Here is a 19,953-nt window from a genome sequence, read left to right on the forward strand (position 1 = left end):
CGTCCTACTCCTCGTCCTCGTCGTCCAGCCGCGCCAGCCACGTGGCCAGCCGCTCCACCGGCACCTCGAAGTCGGGGTTGAGATCGACGAACGTCCGCAACTGCTCGGCCAGCCACTCGAAGGAGACCTCCTCCTCGCCGCGCCGCTTCTCCAGTTCCTCGATGCCACGGTCCGTGAAGTACATGCCGTCAAGTTTATGTGCGCGCAAACGGCCGGGCCGCACCCCCGAAGCGGGGATGCGGCCCGGTCACGTGGAACGCGCGAGGGCGCTTACGCGTCGAACACCTCACGCACCAGCTGCTCCTGCTCGGCCTGGTGCCGCTTCGCGGAACCCACCGCCGGGGACGAGCTGTGCGGGCGCGAGATGCGGCGCAGGCGCTCGCCGTGCGGGACGTCCGCGCCGACCGCGAGGTCCAGGTGGTCGATCAGGTTGAGCGCGATGAACGGCCAGGAACCCTGGTTCGCCGGCTCCTCCTGGGCCCACAGGTACTTCTCGGCGTTCGGGTACTTCTTGATCTCCGCCTGGAGCTCGGCACCCGGCAGCGGGTACAGGCGCTCGATGCGGATGATCGCCGTGTCCGTGACGCCGCGCTTCTGACGCTCGGCCTCCAGGTCGTAGTAGACCTTGCCGGCGCAGAAGACGACCTTCTTGACCGCGGCCGCGTCCACCGACGCGTCGCCGATGACCGGCTGGAACTGGCCGGTCGTGAACTCGTCCGCCTTCGAGGCCGCCGCCTTCAGACGCAGCATCGACTTCGGAGTGAAGACCACCAGCGGCTTGTGGTGCGGGTTGTGCACCTGCCACCGCAGGAGGTGGAAGTAGTTCGACGGCGACGTCGGCATGGCGACCGTCATGTTGTTCTGGGCGCACATCTGGAGGAAGCGCTCCGGGCGGGCGGACGAGTGGTCCGGGCCCTGGCCCTCGTAGCCGTGCGGGAGGAGCAGGACCACACCGGAGGTCTGGGCCCACTTCTGCTCGGCCGACGAGATGAACTCGTCCACGACCGTCTGCGCGCCGTTGACGAAGTCGCCGAACTGCGCCTCCCACATCACGAGCGCCTCGGGGCGGGCCAGCGAGTAGCCGTACTCGAAGCCCATCGCCGCGTACTCGGAGAGGAGGGAGTTGTAGACGTTCAGACGCGCCTGGTCCTCGGAGAGGTACTGCAGCGGCGTGTACTCGTCGCCCGTGCTGCGGTCGATGATGACCGCGTGGCGCTGGCCGAACGTACCGCGCTGCGAGTCCTGGCCGGCCAGGCGGACCGGGACGCCCTCCAGCAGGAGGGAGCCGACCGCGAGGGTCTCGCCCATGCCCCAGTCGATCGTGCCGTCCTCGACCATCGACGCCCGGCGCTGGAGCTGCGGCAGCAGGCGCGGGTGGACGGTGATGTGGTCGGGGATGTTGACCTGGGACTCGGCGATCCGCTTGACGACCTCCGTGGTCACCGCGGTGTTCACGGCGACCGGGAACTCGGCCTGCGGGTCGGTGGGCTCCGCGGCGGCCGGCTGCGAGGTGGCCTCGCGGACCTCCGTGAAGACCTTCTCCAGCTGGCCCTGGTAGTCCTGGAGCGCCTGCTCGGCCTCTTCCAGGGTGATGTCACCGCGGCCGATGAGGGACTCGGTGTAGAGCTTGCGCACCGAGCGCTTCTTGTCGATCAGGTCGTACATCAGCGGCTGGGTGAAGGCCGGGTTGTCCGACTCGTTGTGACCGCGGCGGCGGTAGCAGATGAGGTCGATCACCACGTCCTTGTTGAACGCCTGGCGGAACTCGAAGGCCAGCCGGGCCACCCGGACCACGGCCTCCGGGTCGTCGCCGTTCACGTGGAAGATCGGGGCCTCGATCATGCGGGCCACGTCCGTCGCGTACATGGAGGAACGCGAGGACTCGGGGGCCGCGGTGAAGCCGACCTGGTTGTTGATGACGATGTGGACCGTGCCGCCGGTGCGGTAGCCGCGCAGCTGCGACATGTTCAGGGTCTCGGCCACCACGCCCTGGCCCGCGAAGGCCGCGTCGCCGTGGATCGCCACCGGCAGGACCGTGAAGTCCGTGCCGCCCTTGCCGATGATGTCCTGCTTGGCGCGGGAGACGCCCTCCAGGACCGGGTCCACCGCCTCCAGGTGCGAGGGGTTCGCGACCAGGCTGACCTTGATCTGCTCGCCGTCGAGGCCCGTGAAGGTGCCCTCGGCGCCCAGGTGGTACTTCACGTCGCCGGAGCCGTGCATCGACTTCGGGTCGAGGTTGCCCTCGAACTCGCGGAAGATCTGGGCGTACGACTTGCCGACGATGTTGGCCAGGACGTTCAGACGGCCGCGGTGGGCCATGCCGACGACGACCTCGTCCAGGCGGGACTCCGCAGCGCTGTCGAGGACCGCGTCCAGCAGCGGGATGACGGACTCGCCGCCCTCCAGGGAGAAGCGCTTCTGGCCGACGTACTTCGTCTGGAGGAACGTCTCGAAGGCCTCGGCGGCGTTCAGGCGGCGCAGGATGCGCAGCTGCTCCTCGCGCTCCGGCTTGGTGTGCGGGCGCTCCACACGGTCCTGGATCCACTTGCGCTGCTTCGGGTCCTGGATGTGCATGAACTCGATGCCGGTGGTGCGGCAGTACGAGTCGCGCAGGACGCCGAGGATGTCGCGCAGCTTCATCATCGACTTGCCGGCGAAGCCGCCGACGGCGAACTCGCGCTCCAGGTCCCAGAGCGTGAGGCCGTGCTCGGTGATGTCCAGGTCGGGGTGCTTGCGCTGCTGGTACTCCAGCGGGTCGGTGTCGGCCATGACGTGGCCGCGGACCCGGTAGGAGTGGATCAGCTCGAAGACGCGGGCGGCCTTCGTGACGTCGTCGTCGTGGCTGGCGTCGATGTCCTTGAGCCAGCGGACCGGCTCGTAGGGGATGCGCAGCGCCTCGAAGATCTCGTCGTAGAAGTTGTTCTCGCCGAGCAGGAGGTTCGCGACCTGGCGCAGGAACTCGCCGGAGGCGGCACCCTGGATCACCCGGTGGTCGTAGGTCGACGTGAGCGTCATGACCTTCGAGATGCCGAGCTTGTTCAGGGTGTCCTGGGAGGTGCCCTGGAACTCCGCCGGGTAGTCCATGGAGCCGACGCCCATGATCACGGACTGGCCGGGCATCAGACGCGGCACCGAGTGGACCGTGCCGAGGCCGCCGGGGTTGGTCAGGGAGACCGTGACCCCGGAGAAGTCGTCCATCGTCAGCTTGCCGTCGCGGGCGCGGCGGACGATGTCCTCGTAGGCCTGCCAGAACTCGAAGAAGTTCAGCGTCTCGGCCTTCTTGATCGCCGCGACGACCAGCTGGCGGTCGCCGTTCGGCTTGACCAGGTCGATGGCGAGACCGAGGTTGACGTGCTCCGGCTTGACCAGGGTCGGCTTGCCGTCCACCTTCGCGAACGCGTAGTTCATCGCCGGCATCGCCTTGATGGCCTGGACCATCGCGTAGCCGATGAGGTGCGTGAAGGAGATCTTCCCGCCACGCGCCCGCTTGAGGTGGTTGTTGATGACGATGCGGTTGTCGAACAGCAGCTTCACCGGGACCGCGCGCACGGACGTGGCCGTGGGCAGCTCCAGGGAGGCGTCCATGTTCTTCGCGACCGCGGCGGCGGGGCCGCGCAGCACGACCTGCTCGGGGCCCGCGGGGGCTTCACCGGCGGGTGCGGCCTTGGGCTTCGCGGCGGCCGGCTTGGCGGCCGGGGCGGCCTTCGCCGGAGCGGGAGCCTGAGCCGGGGCCTGCGCGGCGGGCTTCGCCGGAGCGGGAGCCGGCGCGGCGGCCGCGGGCTGCTGGGCCGCCGGGGCGGCGGCCGCGGGCTGGGCGGGGGCGGCCTGGGCCGCCGGCTGAGCGGTGGTGGTCCCCGCGGCCCCCGCGGCCGCGGTACCCGCCGGAGCCGAGGCGGCAGCCGCCCCCGGCTTGTAGTCGGCGAAGAAGTCCCACCAGGCTCGGTCTACCGAATTCGGGTCCTGGAGGTACTGCTGATAGATCTCGTCGACGAGCCACTCATTGGCACCGAACGACGCGGCAGGGTTCTTCCCCGCTTGGTCGGTGTCGGTCGAGATGCTCGAGTTACTGGGGGACTGTGGCGACACGGCGGCAACCGCCCTCTTCCGCTTCACAAGATGATGGACAGCGGGAATCAAGGCTACGCCCCTGGGACCGGGTAGGTCAGGTCGGGCCCGTTCAACGTCGCGCAAGTCACATCTCGGAGCGTGTTTCGGGGCTCGAAATGGCGGGAAACAAACGCGGTTCCGCTTAAAGAGGGAAGGGTCGAGCCGGGCCTCATGCGCCGACGGCGCGGGCCTGTGCCTGATCACACGTGTCTGTCAGCGCGGACGCCCGTGGATCTTGTGGCTCCGCTTCGAACTTTACGTCAACTTGGCAGAGATGGAAGTCCCGGAAGGGTGACAAGAATCCGGCAACCTCGCTTGGATTCAGCCACTCCGATGCGCCCGCCGTGCAGATCCACCGCCCAGCGGGCGATGGCCAGGCCGAGGCCCGTGCCGCCGTCGCTGCCAGGACCCTGCGACCGCTTGGCGTTGCCGCGGTTGAACCGCTCGAAGACGCGGTGCCACTCGGACTTCGGAATGCCGGGGCCCTCGTCCAGGACCTCAAGCTCCAGCGACTCCGGCAGCGAGCCGCGCCGCGCCTTGACCGTCACACGGCCGTGCGGCGGACTGTGCTTGACGGCGTTGTCGATGAGGTTGGCCACCACCTGGTGGATGCGCTCCGGGTCGGCGTGCGCGGTCAACTCCGGCGGGTGGACGTCGAGGTGCAGATGGACGTCCGTACGGGTGTGACTGCCCGAGCCGGTGGCGATGCCCGCGCGCACGGAGGCGACCATGTTGGCCTCCTTCAGCACGCCGGACAGATACGGCCACACCTCGAACCGCCGCTGTTTCAGCGGTACGACGCCGTTGTCCAGACGGGACAGGTCCAGCAGCGTCTCCACCAGCCGGCCGAGCCGCTCGGTCTGCTTCAGGGCCGTGCGCATCGTCTCCGGGTCGGCCTGTGTGACGCCGTCGACGATGTTCTCCAGCACCGCGCGCAGTCCAGCGATGGGGGTGCGCAGCTCGTGCGAGACGTTCGCCACCAGCTCCTTGCGCTGGCGGTCCTGGGCCTCCAGCTCGTCGGCCATGGCGTTGATCGTCACGGCCAGATCGCCCAGTTCGTCACGGCGGTTCTCCCGCACCCGGCGGGTGTAGTCGCCCTGCGAGATGGAACGGGCCACCGCCGTCATCTCGTCCAGCGGCGCGGTGAGCGAATGGGCCACGAACTGCGTAATGAGCAGTGTGGCGATCATCGAGAAGACCGTGATGAAGCGCAGCTCCGTCTTCGTGTGCACCGCGATCACCGACAGGCCTGTCGTGATCAGCACCGAGATGACGACCAGCGCGCCCAGCTTGGTCTTGATCGAGAACGGGCTCACCCCGCCCCAGGGTTCCGGATCCCCGGGGCCTCTCCGTGCTCCCGGCCCGCCGCTCATGGCGTCGGGGTCTCCAGGGCGTAGCCCACGCCGTGCACCGTACGGATCCGCTCGGCGCCGATCTTCCGGCGCAGTGCCTTGATGTGGCTGTCGACAGTCCGGGTGCCGGAGGCGTCCGCCCAGTCCCAGACCTCGGCGAGCAGCTGCTCGCGCGAGAGCACCGCGCGCGGGGTGTTCGCCAGGCACACGAGGAGATCGAACTCGGTGGGCGTGAGGTGAACATCCTCACTCCGCACCCGGACCCGGCGCTGCGCGTGGTCGATCTCCAGCTCGCCGAGGCGCAGGATGCCGCTGCGCGGCGTCGCGGCGGCCAGCGCGGCCCGCTCCACGCGGCGCAGCAGCACGTGCACGCGTGCCGCCAGCTCCCGCATCGAGAACGGCTTCGTCATGTAGTCGTCGGCACCGACGCCGAGCCCGACCAGCATGTCCGTCTCGTCGTCGCGCGCGGTGAGCATCAGCACCGGCACCGGCCGGGCGGCCTGCACGCGCCGGCAGACCTCCAGACCGTCGAAGCCGGGCAGCATGATGTCGAGGATCAGCAGGTCGGGCTGCCATGCCTCGGCCGTGTCGACGGCGGCCGGACCGTCACCGGCTGTTTGCACGAGGAATCCCTCGGCTCGCAGGCGGGTCGCGATGGCGTCCACGATCGTGGCGTCGTCCTCGACGACGAGAACCCGGCGCTGTGCGCCCGGTGTAGCCGTCGCCGAACCGTTGTGGGAGGTGTGTGTCTGCTCCATCGCCCGCCCCTGGGGTGTGCTTTCCGGAATCAGTGGGGTGATTCCTCGGTCTGCGCATGGTTGCGATTGACGCTTGAATGATCGGCGTCAGGGGAGCAGCGTACGGGGAGTCAGCACACCTTTGCTATCCAGGGCTGATGCCGAGGTGCACGACGTCCGGAACGCCCCGGGCAACCGGGATCTCTTCGGTACGCACCTGTTGGAACCCGACATTCCGCAGGGTTTCTTCGAATTCCGGAGAGGGCTGGGCGGACCAGACGGCGAGTACCCCGCCGGGCCTCAACACCCGTGCGCAGCTTGCCAGTCCGGCTTCTCCGTAGAGACTTTCGTTGCCCTCCGTGACGGTCCAGCCGGGTCCGTTGTCGATGTCGAGGCACAGGGCGTCGTACGTGGCGGATGTCTCATTGACGTAGGCCACGAGATCGGCTTCGACGATTTTCGTGCGGGGATCGGCGAGGGCCTCGCCGGAGAACGCGGACAGCGGGCCGCCGAGATGCCACTCGACGACGGCGTGCTCGCGTTCCACGACCGTGATCCCTCCCCAGCGCGGATCCGCCGCCGCGTGGGCGAGGGAGAAACCGACGCCGAGTCCGCCGATCAGCACGTCCGGGCGGTCCCGGCCGGCCAGGGCGTCCAGGGCCGCGTCGACCAGCCGCCGCTCCGAGCGGCCGTCGGAGGTGTCCATCAGGAAACAGCCGTTCGCGATGATCTCCAGCCGGTCGTCGTGCCGTCGCAGTACGACCTCGCCGTGCGGGCCCTCGCGACGGTCCAGCACCTGGGGGATGTCGTTCGAGGTGGGCATCCCAGCATCCTGGCAGGTGGGGGGTGTCCGGCGCCAAGAATTACGGAGCGGTCGGCGGGGGACGCGGTGGGCCGCTGTCAGGTTGCTGTGAATCGGCTCTCGCGTGGCGCCCGTCACAGACAGGGAGCGGAGGTGCGCGAAGTGTGGGGCGTGACGGAAGGAGCGCCCGCAGTGGATCGCACCGCGCCGGCCGACGAGACGGCCACGCCGACGCCGACGGGCGCGCCCGTTCCCGAGATGCCGGGGCTGCTCGACGGGGTGCCGCGGCAGCGGGCCGGCGGCCGAGGGCCATGCGGGACCGTGGACCCGGGCGGACGAGAGCCCACCGCAGTGGAGAAGCCCCGGCCTCGACTCCGGGCACCGCGACCGTGGCGGCTGCTCCCGACTCCCACGGGTACGCCGTTCACCTTCGGGTACGCGATCGTCCTCTGCGTCACCTCGCTGTTCTCCGCGTACGCGGACCCCGCCCTGGTGCACGCCCTGCTCCAGGGTTCCAGTACGGATGTGGCGCACCTGGTGCGGACGCCGGAGCTGGTGCTGGTCGGCAGCGCGCTGTGGCTCGCGGGCGGGGTGGCCTCGCCGTTCGCGATCGGGTTCGTGCTCGTGCTGACCGCGCTGGAGCGGCGGATCGGCGGTCTGCGCACGGCCGGTGTCTTCCTGCTCGGGCACGTCCTCGCCACCCTGGCGACCGAGGTCCCGGTCGGGCTCGCGGTGCTGGCCGGTCAGCTCCCCGGAAGTTCGCTGCACCGCCTCGACTACGGCGTCAGCTTCGGCGTCGCCGCCGGCACCGGCGCCCTGGCCGGACTGCTGCCGCCCTGGCTGCGCGTGCCGCTGCTGGCCGGCTTCGGCGGGATGCTGCTCCAGGACCTGCTGGCCTTCACCGACCCGATGACCGACTGGGGGCACCTGATCGCCCTGGCCATCGGTGTCGCGACCTGGCCGGTGGTCCGGCGGTGGCAGGCGAGGGGCCCCGGTTCCCCCGGACCGGCCCGGGGCTGACGGCGGGGCCGTTCAGGTCCGCGGGCCGTGTTTCGCGCTGGTGAGCACGGCCACCACCTGCCAGCCGAGTGCCTCGTAGAGCCCCCGTCCCGCGGGCGTACCGGCGAGGACACCGGTCCGTGCGCCCTGCCGGACGGCGGTCACCTGCAACGTCCGCATGACGAGGCTGCCGAGTCCCTTGCGGCGATGCTCCGGTGCCGTCTCGATCTGGTCGGCCACGGCGGTGCTGCCGGTCGGGGTGATCTGACCGCGCGCCGCGAGCGAACCGTCCGGGGCGGCCACCATCACGCGCGTCACTCCGCCGCGCGACCAGCTCCGCAGCCGGTAGCCGTCGGGCACGTCCGGAAGGTCCCCCTGGGTCAGCGGGACCGTCATCAGGTAGCCGGGCTCGGGGTCGATCCACCAGGTGTCGTCCAGCCAGCCGGCGACCACGGACGGGTCCCGGAACGCCTTCAGCCACACCCCGGCCCCGGTCACCGCGCCGGCGACCTTGCGGACGGTCGCCTCGTCGAGGTCGTCGCCGGTCGCGCCGAACACGTGCCGAGTGACGTGCCCGTACATCCCCACGTCGATCGTGCAGCCCCACGGCTCGGGCACGGGCGGAGCCGCCCCGCGCGACACGACCCACCCGTCCACCCATGCCTGCACGGTCTCGTCCATGCCGCCCCCTGGTAATAGGCACTCACCGGATTGATCTGTTACTCCGCTGACTCTACGGCCCCGATCGCCCCTGGCGTCACGGTCGATCGCTCACAGCGAACGGCGAGTGGGGAACATCCGGCGGCTCCCGTGCATTGAGTCGGCATAGCTCAACTTGACTGCCGAAGGGGAGATCATGGCTTCGACGTCCACACCGCTCACCCTGCCCGTGCTGCCGCTCGACGACGAGGTCGTCCTGCCCGGGATGGTGGTCCCGCTGGACCTGAGCGACTCCGAGGTCCGTGCCGCGGTGGAGGCCGCCCAGGCCGCTGCTCGGACAACGCCCGGAAAGCCCCGGGTACTCCTGGTGCCGCGCATCGACGGCACGTACGCCGGCACCGGTGTCCTCGGCACCGTCGAGCAGGTGGGCCGGCTGGCCGACGGCGACCCGGGCGCGCTGATCCGCGGCCGGGGCCGGGTGAGGATCGGTGCGGGGACCACGGGTCCCGGCGCGGCCCTCTGGGTCGAGGGCACCCGCGTCGACGAATCCGTCCCGGAGCCGCTGCCCGGGCAGGTCGCCGAACTGGTCAAGGAGTACAAGGCCCTCGCCACCGCCTGGCTGCGCAAGCGCGGGGCCTGGCAGGTCGTCGACCGGGTCCAGGCCATCGACGACGTCTCGGCGCTCGCCGACAACTCCGGCTACTCGCCGTTCCTGACCACCGATCAGAAGGTCGAGCTGCTGGAGACCGCCGACCCGGTGGCCCGGCTGAAGCTCGCCACCCAGCAGCTGCGCGACCACCTCGCCGAGCAGGACGTGGCCGAGTCCATCGCCAAGGACGTCCAGGAAGGCGTCGACAAGCAACAGCGCGAGTTCCTGCTGCGGCGTCAGCTCGAAGCGGTTCGCAAGGAGCTGCGCGAGCTGAACGGCGAACAGGAGGGCGAGGAGTCCGACGACTACCGCGCCCGTGTGGAGGCCGCCGACCTGCCCGAGAAGGTCCGCGAGGCCGCGCTCAAGGAGGTCGACAAGCTGGAGCGGTCCTCCGACCAGTCGCCCGAGGGCTCGTGGATCCGCACCTGGCTCGACACGGTCCTGGAGATGCCGTGGAGCGAGCGAACCGAGGACGCCTACGACATCCAGGGCGCCCAGGCCGTCCTCGACGCCGAGCACTCCGGCCTTCAGGACGTGAAGGAGCGGATCACCGAGTACCTGGCGGTGCGCAAGCGGCGTACCGACCGGGGGCTGGGCGTGGTCGGCGGGCGGCGCGGCGGTGCCGTGCTCGCGCTCGTGGGGCCGCCCGGCGTCGGCAAGACCAGCCTGGGCGAGTCCGTCGCCCACGCGATGGGGCGCAAGTTCGTGCGCGTCGCCCTCGGCGGCGTCCGCGACGAGGCCGAGATCCGCGGTCACCGGCGTACGTACGTCGGTGCCCTGCCCGGCCGGATCGTCCGCGCCATCAAGGAGGCCGGGTCGATGAACCCGGTCGTGCTGCTCGACGAGATCGACAAGGTGGGCTCGGACTTCCGGGGCGACCCGGCCGCGGCCCTGCTCGAAGTGCTCGACCCGGCGCAGAACCACACCTTCCGGGACCACTACCTGGAGGTCGAGCTGGACCTGTCGGACGTGGTCTTCCTCGCGACCGCCAACGTCCTGGAGGCCATCCCGGAGGCCCTGGCCGACCGGATGGAGATCGTCCGCCTGGACGGCTACACCGAGGACGAGAAGGTCGTCATCGCCCGCGACCACCTGCTCCCGCGCCAGCTGGAGCGGGCCGGGCTCGACAAGGACGAGGTGGCCATCGACGAGGGCGCCCTGCGCAAGCTCGCCGGTGAGTACACCCGCGAGGCGGGCGTGCGCACCCTGGAGCGGTCGATCGCACGGCTGCTGCGCAAGGTCGCGGCCCAGCACGAACTGGGTGAGCGGCAGCTGCCGTTCACCGTCCGGGACGAGGACCTGCGCGGCCTGATCGGACGGCCCCACCACGTGCCCGAGTCCGCCCAGGACCCGGCCGAGCGCCGGACGTCCGTGCCGGGCGTGGCGACGGGCCTCGCGGTGACGGGCGCCGGTGGTGACGTGCTGTACGTCGAGGCGTCGCTGGCCGACCCGGAGACGGGCGCGGCGGGGCTGACCCTGACCGGTCAGCTGGGTGACGTGATGAAGGAGTCCGCGCAGATCGCGCTGAGCTTCCTGCGCTCCCGCGGGGCCGAGCTGGAACTGCCGGTGGGCGATCTGAAGGACCGGGGTGTGCACATCCACTTCCCGGCGGGCGCGGTCCCCAAGGACGGCCCCAGCGCCGGCGTCACGATGACCACGGCCCTCGCCTCGCTCCTGTCCGGCCGTCTGGTCCGCACGGACGTGGCGATGACCGGCGAGGTCTCGCTGACCGGCCGGGTCCTGCCGATCGGCGGCGTGAAGCAGAAGCTGCTGGCCGCCCACCGCGCCGGGGTCACCACCGTGATCATCCCCAAGCGCAACGAACCCGACCTGGACGACGTCCCGGCGGAGGTGCTGGACAAGCTCGACGTCCACGCCGTCACCGACGTCCGCCAGGTCCTGGAGCTGGCGCTCGCGCCCGCCACGGCGGATGCGACGCCGGAGGTTCCGGTGGCCGCGTGACGGAGGTCATCGGATGAGGGAAGGCCCGGGTCCCGTGAGGGAGGCCCGGGCCTTCACCCTGTGGCGGCCCTGTGGACGCGCGCCCCGTGACCTGCGGAATACTTGCCGAGCTGCGGCGATGGCCGCGGAGGGCGGAAAATGCAGGTAGCGGGCGACGACCGAGGCAGGGCTCACGTGCACCAGGACGGCAAGGACGACGGACACCGGGACGCCTCTCTGGCCGGAACCGGTGTGGATCAGCCGGCCTTTCTGGCGCTGGAGCGGGAGCTGACCGTGCTGCTGCGGCGGGCCCGGGCCAGCCAGGGCGAGATGGCCCGGGAGGTCCACCCCGAGCTGGAGTCGTCCGCGTACGGCCTGCTCGTACGGCTGGACGAGTGCGGCAAGCAGCGGGCCACCGAGCTCGCCGCCTACATCGGGGTCGGCAAGGCCACCATGTCCCGCCAGCTGCGGGCCCTGGAGGAACTGGGCCTGGTCGCGCGCGAACCCGACCCCGCCGACGGACGCGCCTGGCTCGTCGCCCTCACCCAGGAGGGCCACGACCGGGTCCGCCGGGTGCGCGAGGCCCGCCGCGCCCGCTACGCCGGCCGCCTGGCCGACTGGGACACCCAGGAGGTCACGGAACTGGCACGGCTGCTGCACCAGCTCAACCGCGGCATGGAGAAGTAGCACCCGGTTCCGGGTGTTCAGAACTCGACGTACACGACCGTCGCGTCGTCGTGCGTCTTGCTCCGGCCCAGGAACGCTCTGGCCGAATCCGCCCGTTCCAGCGTCCGTACCCGGTCCACCAGCGACTGCGGTCCCTCCTTGCGCAGGAGGTGGAAGCAGTCCGTCCAGTCGCCTTCCTCGAACCGCTCCACCCAGCGGGTCGCCCCGTCCGTCAGCGCGGCCAGGGCGCGCACCTCGCGGCGGGGCAGGGTTCCGGTCACCGCCCGGCGGGACACCGAGGGGTCGGCGGCCGCCGTGAAGAAGCCGCCCTCCTTGTTGCGGAGCGTGGAGTCCACCAGCGCGTCCGTGGCCAGGGCGGAGCGGGGGAGAAGGGCCAGACGGTCGTCCAGGACGGGCGTCACCACGCCGTCCGGGGACTCCACGAGAAGAGCCGAGTCCGACAGGACCAGGTACTCCACCGTCTCCGGGGACCAGCGGGCCACGACCACCGTGGCCTGAGGTGTGCGGGGGTGAGAAAGGTCACAGGTTGGGGCGTGTGCCTCGGCGGTACGCGCGATGGCACGGGACAAGGCGTCGACCAGAGGAACATCCGGGAGTGAAACGGTCAGTTCGGTCAGTGCTCCACCGAGGCGCGCGGTGAACCAGGGGACGGAATGCAGACATCCCGTCCCGGTCTTCGGCGGTGTGACACCGTCCAGGACGACGACCGAACCGCCCTGTCCGGAGGCCGGTAGTCCGACACTGGCGAAGTCCTCGTTGGGGCGGTCCGCGTCTCCCGGCTCCGAGGCGAGTTCAGTACGCATCCAGCCAGTCTGCACGACCCCTTCACAAGGTCCGCAAAAGGACGGCAATGGTTGCCGGACCGGTGCAGTCTTGCAGGTCAGACGCCCTGTTTGGGATGGAATGCAGCGCTCCGGGAAGGCGTGCTGGCGAATATTGCCACCACCCGCCCGCGGCGTCCAACCGGCCCGCCGCGCAAGGCCGCTGCAAGGGCCAGCGGAACTTGCTCCCCAACTCGCCTCCGGGGTTCACTCCTTCGGGTGGCGGGTCAGGTGATGCGCGTGCGCTGCCCACCGGCGCTGGGAGGGTCGGGAAGTGTACCTGGAGTACGCACCAGTTGACGGAGCGTCATCCGGGCCCATGAGTTCACGAGTCAGGAATGCGAGCACCGGTGCAGATGTCGCGGCCTCGTCGCACAGGCAAGCAGACGGCCCCCGTTCAGGGCGCTGAGTCGACGCCCCCCACCGGCAAGGGCCGCCCCACCCATGTACGCAACCGGCTCATCGTGGCCGTGGCCGTGGTCGCCGCGGCCATCGCCGGCGCGGGCACCCCGTCCGTCCTCGCGGCCTCCGGGCAACTCCACGACTCGCAGGAGCTGGTGACGCTCGCCGGGCAGACCCAGGACGCCCTCGCCCTCGCGCACTCCCTCGCCGACGAGCGTGACGACGTCACCTCCTACATCGCGGCCGGCCGCCCCAAGTCCAAGGCGCCCTCCGAGCAGCGCAGCGCCCGGGTGGACCGGCAGGTCGAGGAGCTGCGGGCCGACACCGACACGCCCGCCTCGCTCCGCTCCGACCTCGACGCCATCGCGGCCGTACGCCGGGCGGCGCTCACCGGCAAGAGCAGCGCTCTCGAAGCGCACCAGGCGTACTCCGTCGCCATCACCGAACTCCACCGGCTCGCTGAGGAGCTGGCCCAGCAGACGCCGCCCCGCGCGGGCTCCGGCGGTCAGGCCATGGCCGAACTGGACTCCGCCGTGCAGCAGGCCGCCGCGGCCCGGGGGCTGCTGCTCGCCGCCCTCAGCGTGCCGCGCGGCACCGAGACGGTCATCGACCCGGTCACCGGCCTGCCGACCGAGACCTCCTCGGACGCCGACACCCGGCAGCGCGACGCCCTGAGCGCCGCCGCCCAGCAGGCCCGGCTGCGCTCCGACGCGGCCCTGGGCGACTTCCGCGACACCGCGCCCAAAGCGGCCCGTACCTCCTTCGACAACACGGTGACCGGCACCGAGGTCAACTCCGCCGAGAAGTACCTCGCCAGGCTCACCGACCAGCCGAGCCTCTCCAACGGCGAACTCTCCACCGACGCCAGGAAGCTGGACGCGGCCCTCTCCGCCCGGATCGACCTGATGCGCGGCGTGGAATCCGCCCTCTACGACCGGCGCACCAAGGACCTGGAGGCGCTGCGCGACGACGACGTCACCGCGCTGGAGATCCGCATCGCCGTCCTCGGCGCCCTGATGCTGCTCGCCGTCGGCGTCGCCACGGGCATGGCCCGCAGCCTCACGCGCCCCCTCGCGGTCCTGCGCCTGGGCTCGAAACGCCTGGCCGATGCGGAGATCCCGACGGCCGAGGAACCCGTCAAGTTCACCGGTCGCAACGACGAGTTCGCCCAGGTCGTCCGCTCCGTCAACGCCCTGCACGCGCACGCCGTCGCCCTCACCGAGCGGATCGCCACGCTCGAGTCCGACCGCAAGCACCTCGTCGGCCAGCGCCAGAAGATGGCCGACGCGCGCGAGGAACTGCGCGGAGAGCTCGCCGAGTCCGCCGCCCAGCTGGAGCGGCTGCGCACGGCCATCGGCGGCACGTTCGTCAACCTCGCGCTGCGCACCCTCGGGCTGGTCGAGCGGCAGCTGGCCGTCATCGAGAACCTGGAGGAGCGCGAGCAGGACCCGGACCGCCTCGCCACGCTGTTCAAGCTCGACCACTTCGCCACGGTCATGCGCCGGCACAGCGAGAACCTCCTCGTCCTCGCCGGTACCGAGCACGTCCAGCACGCGGCCGGGCCCGTGCCGCTCGTGGACGTCGTCCGCGCCGCGGTGAGCGAGATCGAGCGGTACGAGCGGGTCCGGATCGCCGCGCTGCCGCCGCACGCGCACATCGCCGGGTTCGCCGCGGACGACCTGTCCCACCTGCTCGCCGAACTCCTGGAGAACGCCACCTCGTTCTCGCCGCCCGACCTGCCCGTCGAGATCTCCGGCTGGCTGCTGGAGAGCGGCGAGGTCATGCTCTCGGTCCAGGACGAGGGCATCGGCATGACCGAGGACCGGCTGGAGCGCCTGAACGCCCGCCTCGCCGACTTCGACCCGGAGGCGCCGTACGACCAGGAGGGCGAGGACGGTCTCGGCCTCGGCCTGTACGTCGTGGCCCGCCTCGCCCACCGGCACGGTGTGCGCGTGCAGTTGCGCGAGCAGAAGCAGGGCGGTGTCGCCGCGGTCGTCGTCCTGCCCCGCACCCTGCTGGCGGCGGCCCCGGCCGCCGCCGTCCCGGCCTCCGGCCCTCTCTCCGGCACCACCCACACCGTCGCGTTCCCCGGTGCCGACGCCGAGGCCAACTCCAACGTCCTGCACGGCCGGGCGAGCAACGGGGACCCGCTGGTGGCGCTGGCGGAGAAGGCGGTACGGCACGAGGAGCTCGCAGAGCACCCGGAGGCCGGGGAGCACCCGGCACCGGCGGAAACCCCTGCCGAGACCACGATGGAGCTGCTGGTCCCGATACCGCAGGACGAGCCGGCCCCGGCGGAGCACGAGCCCGCGGCCGCCGACGGCGAATCCGTCCCACAGGTGCCGTCCGCGTCCGACGGCGAAACCCGCACGGGGGGTGCGGGTGGGAACGACACCGCCGGTGGGGGAGAAGCCGAGGCGGAACACGAACGCGCACCCGGCGACGGAGAGGACCGCGTCACCGACAAGGGCCTCCCCAAGCGCACTCCCAAGATCACCGCTCCGACCACCGCCCCGCGCCAGCGCAGCGGCTCCGTGGACGCCGAGGCCCTCCGCCGCCGCCTCGGCGGCTTCCGCCAGGGCGCCCAGGCCGGCTACCGCGAGGTGGAGGCGGAGATCGCCGAGAAGACGGCCTCGCACAAGCGGCCGGACACCGGCACAGCAGGACCAGCTGAATCCGAAGAAGCCACGGGGGGCACAGTCGAGGAGGCAAGCAGTTGACCGCTCCCAGTACCTTCGGACTGATCGGACTGAGCAGTGAGGCCCGCAATCTGCACTGGCTGCTGACCAACCTCGTCGAGGAGGTACCCGGCATCCTCTCGGTCGCGGTCGTCTCGTCCGACGGACTGCTCCTGCTGTCCTCCGACGACCACCGCAACCGGCAGGCCCGAGAAGCCCTTCAAGCCCGAGGTGTCCAGCGGACCGGTCCGCGCGGCTCCGCCGCCGACCTGGCCACCATCGTCTCCGGCATCGGCAGCCTCACCATCGGCGCCGCCAGGCTGATGGACTCCGGCGGGGTCCGGCACACGATGGTCGCGATGGACGAGGGCAGCCTGTTCGTGATGTCCATCAGCGACGGCTCGCTGCTCGGCGTCCACGGCTCCGCGGACTGCGACATGAGCGTGGTGGCGTACCACATGGCCCTGTTCGTGGGCCGCGCCGGCCACGTCCTGACGCCCGAACTCCGCAGCGAACTCCGGAAATCCCTGGAGGATTCGCAGACCACGGGGAGTGCCCGATGAGCAGCACGCCGAAGCAGCACCTCCCGGTCCGCGGCGGTGACCGCAAACCTGCCCGGGTCCGCCCCTACTCGCTCACCGGCGGCCGTACCCGCTTCGGCCACGTCCTCCTGGTGGAGACGTTCGTGGCGAGCACGGCCGCGCTGGACGCCCCGGAGGAGCGCAGGGAACTGACGAACGGTTCCCTGTCCACCCGCGTGATGCCGGAGCTGCGGGCCATCGTCGAACTGTGCCGCCGGATGCGTACGGTGGCCGAGATCGCCGCGCTGCTGAAGATGCCGCTCGGCGTGGTCCGCGTGCTCCTCAGCGACCTCGCCGACCAGGGAAAGATCCGTGTGTACGGGACGGGCACCGGCCATGGCACGGGCCGCCCGGACCGAGCTCTGCTGGAAAGGGTGCTGAGTGGACTCCGTCGTCTCTGACGCCGCTCACGGCGTCGCTGGTTCATCCCCGTTCGTCCAGCCCGGCGAGAGCATGCACGCCTGGGAGACGGACCGCACCCGTGCCCCCATCGCCACGAAGATCGTGGTGGCCGGCGGCTTCGGCGTGGGCAAGACCACGCTGGTCACCGCCGTCTCGGAGATCACGCCCCTGCAGACCGAGGCGCTGATGACCGAGGCGAGCGAGGCGACCGACGACCTCACCGCCACGCCGGGCAAGACCACCACCACCGTCGCCATGGACTTCGGGCGCATCACGCTCGACGACGACCTGGTGCTCTACCTGTTCGGCACGCCGGGCCAGCAGCGATTCTGGTTCATGTGGGACGACATCGTGCGCGGCGCGATCGGCGCCGTCGTCATGGCCGACACGCGCCGGCTGAAGGACTGCTTCCCGGTACTGGACTACTTCGAGAGCTCCGGGCTGCCGTACGTGGTCGCGGTCAACCACTTCGACGACAGCGAGCTGTTCGAGCCGGAGGACGTGCGGGAGGCCCTGACCATCCCGAGACACATACCTGTCATGATCATGGACGCGCGTCGCCGGATCTCCGTGATCGAGACCCTCCTGGCCCTGGTGGGCCACGCGCTCGACGAAACCCCCGAGTAGAGGACAACCCCGCATGCGGAAGATACTCGTCGTCGGAGCCGGTCAGTCCGGGCTCCAGATAGCTCTCGGCCTCCAGTCGCAGGGGTACGAGGTCACCCTGATGTCCAACCGGACGGCGGACGAGATCCGCACCGGCCGGGTCATGTCGACGCAGTGCATGTTCCACACGGCACTGCAGCACGAGCGCGATCTCCAGCTGAACTTCTGGGAGTCCCAGGCCCCGAAGATCGAAGGACTCGGCGTCTCGGTCGCCGCCCCCGGCTCCTGGGCCGAGGGTCCCGCGGCGCGTGCGATCGACTGGCTGGGCAGGCTCGACGGGTACGCGCAGTCGATCGACCAGCGCGTGAAGATGGCCGGCTGGATGGAGACGTTCGCACAGCGCGGCGGCCAGCTCGTCATCCACGGCGCCGCCGTCGGCGACCTCGACTACTTCTCCCGCACGTACGACCTGGTGCTCGTCGCGGCCGGCAAGGGCGAGCTGGTGCAGATGTTCGCCCGGGACCCGGAGCGTTCCCCCTACAGCGAGCCGCAGCGCGCCCTGGCCGTGTCGTACGTCCACGGCCTGGGCCCGCGCCCCGAGCACCCCGACACCGAAGGGGTCCGCTGCAACCTCGTGCCGGGCGTCGGCGAACTGTTCGTCATGCCGTGCCTGACCACCTCGGGCCGCGCCGACATCCTGTTCTGGGAGGGCATACCCGGCGGCCCGCTCGACGTCTTCAACGGCGTCAAGGACCCGGCGGAGCACCTCTCCCTGACCCTGGAACTCATGGAGCGGTACGTCCCCTGGGAGTACGCGCGGGCCACCGAGGTCGAGCTGACCGACGCGGGCGGCACGCTGGCCGGCCGCTACGCCCCCACCGTCCGCAACCCCGTCGGCCGCCTCCCCGGCGGCGGGCTCGTGCTGGGTGTGGCGGACGTCGTCGTGGCGAACGACCCGATCACCGGCCAGGGCTCCAACTCCGCGTCGAAGTGCGCGGCCGCCTACCTCTCCTCGATCGTCGAGCGCGGTGACAAGCCGTTCGACGAGGAGTGGATGCGGGCCACCTTCGACCGCTACTGGGCCACCGCGCAGCACGTCACCAAGTGGACCAACGCGATGCTCGCGCCGCCGCCGGAGCACATCCTGAACCTGATCGGCGCCGCCGGTGAGCTCCAGCCGGTCGCCGACCGGTTCGCCAACGGCTTCAACGACCCGGCCGACTTCGAGAACTTCTTCTACGACCCGGAGAAGGCGCAGGCCTACCTGGTCGAGGTGTCCGGCGCGGGCGCCGCGTAGTCCGCCTCGTCGGCGAATTTCTTCTCGTATCCGTCGTATCCCTCGTCCGACCCGTCCGTGGCCCCCTCGGGGATCTCCGGTGGCTCGTAGCGCCGCAGGGGCTCCCCGTCCGGGTCCGGGCGTACGGCGCCCAGGACCGGGTTGGCCGCGATCGGTGACACCTTCACCTTCGCACCCGGCCGGGGCGCCTGTACGACCATGCCGTCGCCGAGGTACAGCGCCACGTGCGTGGCCTTCGGGAAGTACACGACCAGGTCCCCCGGCCGCAGCTCGGTGAGCGGGACCCGCTTCAGCCGCTTCCACTGCTCCTGGCTGGTCCGCGGGACGGGCGTCCCGGCCTCCGCCCAGGCCTGCGAGGTCAGGCCCGAGCAGTCGTACGACTCGGGTCCCTCCGCGCCCCACTCGTACGGCTTGCCGAGCTGCCGCACGGCGTAGCGCACGGCCCGGCCGCCCTCGGCGGACGGTCTGCGGACGCTGCTGCCGCCGGCACCGCTGCTGCCGAGTGCGCCGGACGCCATGAACTTCTTCTGCGCCTCCTCGATCCCGTTCTTCTCGAACGTGGCGAGGGCCGTGAGCTGGTCGCGGCTGAGGGAGGCGAGCAGTTCCTCGACGTCGTCGAGCCGCTCACGGACCTCGTCCCGTTCCTTCTTCCGCCGCTCGATGAGGGCGAGCTGCTGGTCGAGTGCCTCGCGGGCCTTACGGGCCAGCTCCCGGGCCGTCCGCTCGCTGCCGGTCAGCCGTCCGACGGTCTCGGCCCGCTCCCGCGCCAGCCGGCCGATCACATGGCCCTGGTCGATCGCGTGCTGCGGGTCGCGGGCCAGGAGCAGGCGTACGTACGGGGAGATGTCGGTGCTGCTCTGGTACTGCTGCCGGGCCAGGCGGCCCGCCGCGCCCCGGCTGTCGTGCAGGGAGAGCCGGGTGCGGGCGAGAGCGCGGTCGAGGCGGTCGGTCTCGGTGCGCTGCTCCTTCAGCTTCTCCTCGGTGGCGTTGTAGGCCTCGGTGGCCTCTTCGGCCTTCCGGTACAGCTGCTGAAGGTCCGTCAGAAGACCGGCGACCGAGGCGGCGTCCTGGGCGGAGGCGGGCTCCCGGGCCGGGCCGGGCTCCGGGGCCGCCGTGGCGGGGGCGGGGGCGAGGACGGTGGTTGCCGCCGTCGCCGCGACGCAGACCAGCCGCACGAGCCTTCCTGACATGCCATCACCTCCGGTGTGAGGGCGGCCCTTTGGCCACCGGAC

Annotated in this window: 16 protein-coding genes; 8 read left to right on the forward strand and 8 right to left on the reverse strand. The window is 71.0% G+C overall.

The window, feature by feature from the left end:
• Positions 1 to 4: 4 nt before the first annotated feature.
• The 5 genes from ABFX81_RS18695 to ABFX81_RS18715 form a co-directional block, all read right to left on the reverse strand.
• Entirely contained in the window at positions 5 to 184 is a 180-nt protein-coding gene (locus ABFX81_RS18695) for a DUF6104 family protein (RefSeq protein WP_086841052.1), read from the reverse strand.
• An 86-nt stretch (positions 185 to 270) separates the two neighbouring features.
• Positions 271 to 4,086 carry a multifunctional oxoglutarate decarboxylase/oxoglutarate dehydrogenase thiamine pyrophosphate-binding subunit/dihydrolipoyllysine-residue succinyltransferase subunit gene (locus ABFX81_RS18700; protein WP_086841054.1) on the reverse strand — a complete coding sequence of 1,272 codons (3,816 nt, stop codon included), beginning with the start codon at positions 4,084 to 4,086 and terminating at the stop codon, positions 271 to 273.
• Between the two features lie 281 nt (positions 4,087 to 4,367).
• The gene (locus ABFX81_RS18705) at positions 4,368 to 5,480 is read right to left on the reverse strand and encodes an ATP-binding protein (RefSeq protein WP_086841056.1); all 1,113 of its coding nucleotides are present in this window, start codon (positions 5,478 to 5,480) and stop codon (positions 4,368 to 4,370) included.
• Entirely contained in the window at positions 5,477 to 6,217 is a 741-nt protein-coding gene (locus tag ABFX81_RS18710; RefSeq protein ID WP_010040369.1) for a response regulator transcription factor, read from the reverse strand. Before ABFX81_RS18710 ends, ABFX81_RS18705 begins: the two co-directional genes overlap by 4 nt.
• A 124-nt stretch (positions 6,218 to 6,341) precedes the next feature.
• Positions 6,342 to 7,019: a spermidine synthase family protein gene (locus ABFX81_RS18715; RefSeq protein ID WP_086841058.1), complete on the reverse strand. Its 678-nt coding sequence runs from the start codon at positions 7,017 to 7,019 to the stop codon at positions 6,342 to 6,344.
• A gap of 171 nt (positions 7,020 to 7,190) precedes the next feature.
• On the opposite strand from ABFX81_RS18715, the gene ABFX81_RS18720 reads away from it, so the two are divergent.
• A complete protein-coding gene (locus ABFX81_RS18720) occupies positions 7,191 to 8,018 on the forward strand; it encodes a rhomboid-like protein (RefSeq protein WP_086841060.1) in 828 nt (275 codons plus the stop codon).
• A gap of 12 nt (positions 8,019 to 8,030) precedes the next feature.
• Here ABFX81_RS18720 and ABFX81_RS18725 read toward each other — a convergent pair whose 3' ends face one another.
• On the reverse strand, positions 8,031 to 8,678 hold the full coding sequence (locus ABFX81_RS18725; protein ID WP_086841062.1) for a GNAT family N-acetyltransferase: 648 nt from the start codon (positions 8,676 to 8,678) through the stop codon (positions 8,031 to 8,033).
• A 175-nt stretch (positions 8,679 to 8,853) separates the two neighbouring features.
• Between ABFX81_RS18725 and lon the strand changes: the two genes are divergently transcribed.
• Both lon and ABFX81_RS18735 read left to right on the forward strand, forming a co-directional pair.
• Positions 8,854 to 11,268 (forward strand): endopeptidase La, encoded by a 2,415-nt coding sequence (gene lon / locus ABFX81_RS18730; RefSeq protein WP_086841064.1) that lies wholly within the window; start codon positions 8,854 to 8,856, stop codon positions 11,266 to 11,268.
• Between the two features lie 174 nt (positions 11,269 to 11,442).
• The gene (locus ABFX81_RS18735) at positions 11,443 to 11,934 is read left to right on the forward strand and encodes a MarR family transcriptional regulator (protein WP_086841065.1); all 492 of its coding nucleotides are present in this window, start codon (positions 11,443 to 11,445) and stop codon (positions 11,932 to 11,934) included.
• 17 nt (positions 11,935 to 11,951) lie between these two features.
• Here ABFX81_RS18735 and ABFX81_RS18740 read toward each other — a convergent pair whose 3' ends face one another.
• Positions 11,952 to 12,737 carry a protein phosphatase 2C domain-containing protein gene (locus tag ABFX81_RS18740; protein WP_086841066.1) on the reverse strand — a complete coding sequence of 262 codons (786 nt, stop codon included), beginning with the start codon at positions 12,735 to 12,737 and terminating at the stop codon, positions 11,952 to 11,954.
• A gap of 368 nt (positions 12,738 to 13,105) precedes the next feature.
• Between ABFX81_RS18740 and ABFX81_RS18745 the strand changes: the two genes are divergently transcribed.
• Genes ABFX81_RS18745 through ABFX81_RS18765 form a run of 5 tightly spaced genes read left to right on the forward strand, consistent with a single transcriptional unit; the run spans position 13,106 to position 18,721 of the window.
• Positions 13,106 to 15,877, forward strand: coding sequence for a sensor histidine kinase (locus ABFX81_RS18745; RefSeq protein ID WP_346138341.1), 2,772 nt, complete (start codon positions 13,106 to 13,108; stop codon positions 15,875 to 15,877).
• Positions 15,874 to 16,398: a roadblock/LC7 domain-containing protein gene (locus ABFX81_RS18750; protein WP_086850884.1), complete on the forward strand. Its 525-nt coding sequence runs from the start codon at positions 15,874 to 15,876 to the stop codon at positions 16,396 to 16,398. The genes ABFX81_RS18745 and ABFX81_RS18750 overlap by 4 nt, the downstream gene beginning before the upstream one ends.
• Entirely contained in the window at positions 16,395 to 16,817 is a 423-nt protein-coding gene (locus ABFX81_RS18755; RefSeq protein ID WP_059419369.1) for a DUF742 domain-containing protein, read from the forward strand. Before ABFX81_RS18750 ends, ABFX81_RS18755 begins: the two co-directional genes overlap by 4 nt.
• Positions 16,798 to 17,445, forward strand: coding sequence for an ATP/GTP-binding protein (locus tag ABFX81_RS18760; protein ID WP_086850882.1), 648 nt, complete (start codon positions 16,798 to 16,800; stop codon positions 17,443 to 17,445). The genes ABFX81_RS18755 and ABFX81_RS18760 overlap by 20 nt, the downstream gene beginning before the upstream one ends.
• Positions 17,446 to 17,458: 13 nt before the next feature.
• Positions 17,459 to 18,721 (forward strand): styrene monooxygenase/indole monooxygenase family protein, encoded by a 1,263-nt coding sequence (locus ABFX81_RS18765; RefSeq protein WP_086850880.1) that lies wholly within the window; start codon positions 17,459 to 17,461, stop codon positions 18,719 to 18,721.
• Here ABFX81_RS18765 and ABFX81_RS18770 read toward each other — a convergent pair.
• Positions 18,685 to 19,911 carry a C40 family peptidase gene (locus tag ABFX81_RS18770; protein ID WP_346138342.1) on the reverse strand — a complete coding sequence of 409 codons (1,227 nt, stop codon included), beginning with the start codon at positions 19,909 to 19,911 and terminating at the stop codon, positions 18,685 to 18,687. The genes ABFX81_RS18765 and ABFX81_RS18770 overlap by 37 nt on opposite strands.
• Between the last annotated feature and the right edge of the window lie 42 nt (positions 19,912 to 19,953).

It is taken from the genome of Streptomyces coeruleofuscus (genome assembly GCF_039532725.1).
Classification (GTDB): domain Bacteria; phylum Actinomycetota; class Actinomycetes; order Streptomycetales; family Streptomycetaceae; genus Streptomyces; species Streptomyces coeruleofuscus.

What these genes read in the sequence shown, in the direction of transcription:
- ABFX81_RS18770 (WP_346138342.1), bottom strand. Translation starts at nt 19,911, where the DNA reads ATGTCAGGAAGGCTCGTGCGGCTGGTCTGCGTCGCGGCGACGGCGGCA.
- ABFX81_RS18710 (WP_010040369.1), bottom strand. Translation starts at nt 6,217, where the DNA reads ATGGAGCAGACACACACCTCCCACAACGGTTCGGCGACGGCTACACCG.
- ABFX81_RS18765 (WP_086850880.1), top strand. Translation starts at nt 17,459, where the DNA reads ATGCGGAAGATACTCGTCGTCGGAGCCGGTCAGTCCGGGCTCCAGATA.
- ABFX81_RS18725 (WP_086841062.1), bottom strand. Translation starts at nt 8,678, where the DNA reads ATGGACGAGACCGTGCAGGCATGGGTGGACGGGTGGGTCGTGTCGCGC.
- ABFX81_RS18755 (WP_059419369.1), top strand. Translation starts at nt 16,395, where the DNA reads ATGAGCAGCACGCCGAAGCAGCACCTCCCGGTCCGCGGCGGTGACCGC.
- ABFX81_RS18715 (WP_086841058.1), bottom strand. Translation starts at nt 7,019, where the DNA reads ATGCCCACCTCGAACGACATCCCCCAGGTGCTGGACCGTCGCGAGGGC.
- ABFX81_RS18740 (WP_086841066.1), bottom strand. Translation starts at nt 12,737, where the DNA reads ATGCGTACTGAACTCGCCTCGGAGCCGGGAGACGCGGACCGCCCCAAC.
- ABFX81_RS18695 (WP_086841052.1), bottom strand. Translation starts at nt 184, where the DNA reads ATGTACTTCACGGACCGTGGCATCGAGGAACTGGAGAAGCGGCGCGGC.
- lon (WP_086841064.1), top strand. Translation starts at nt 8,854, where the DNA reads ATGGCTTCGACGTCCACACCGCTCACCCTGCCCGTGCTGCCGCTCGAC.
- ABFX81_RS18705 (WP_086841056.1), bottom strand. Translation starts at nt 5,480, where the DNA reads ATGAGCGGCGGGCCGGGAGCACGGAGAGGCCCCGGGGATCCGGAACCC.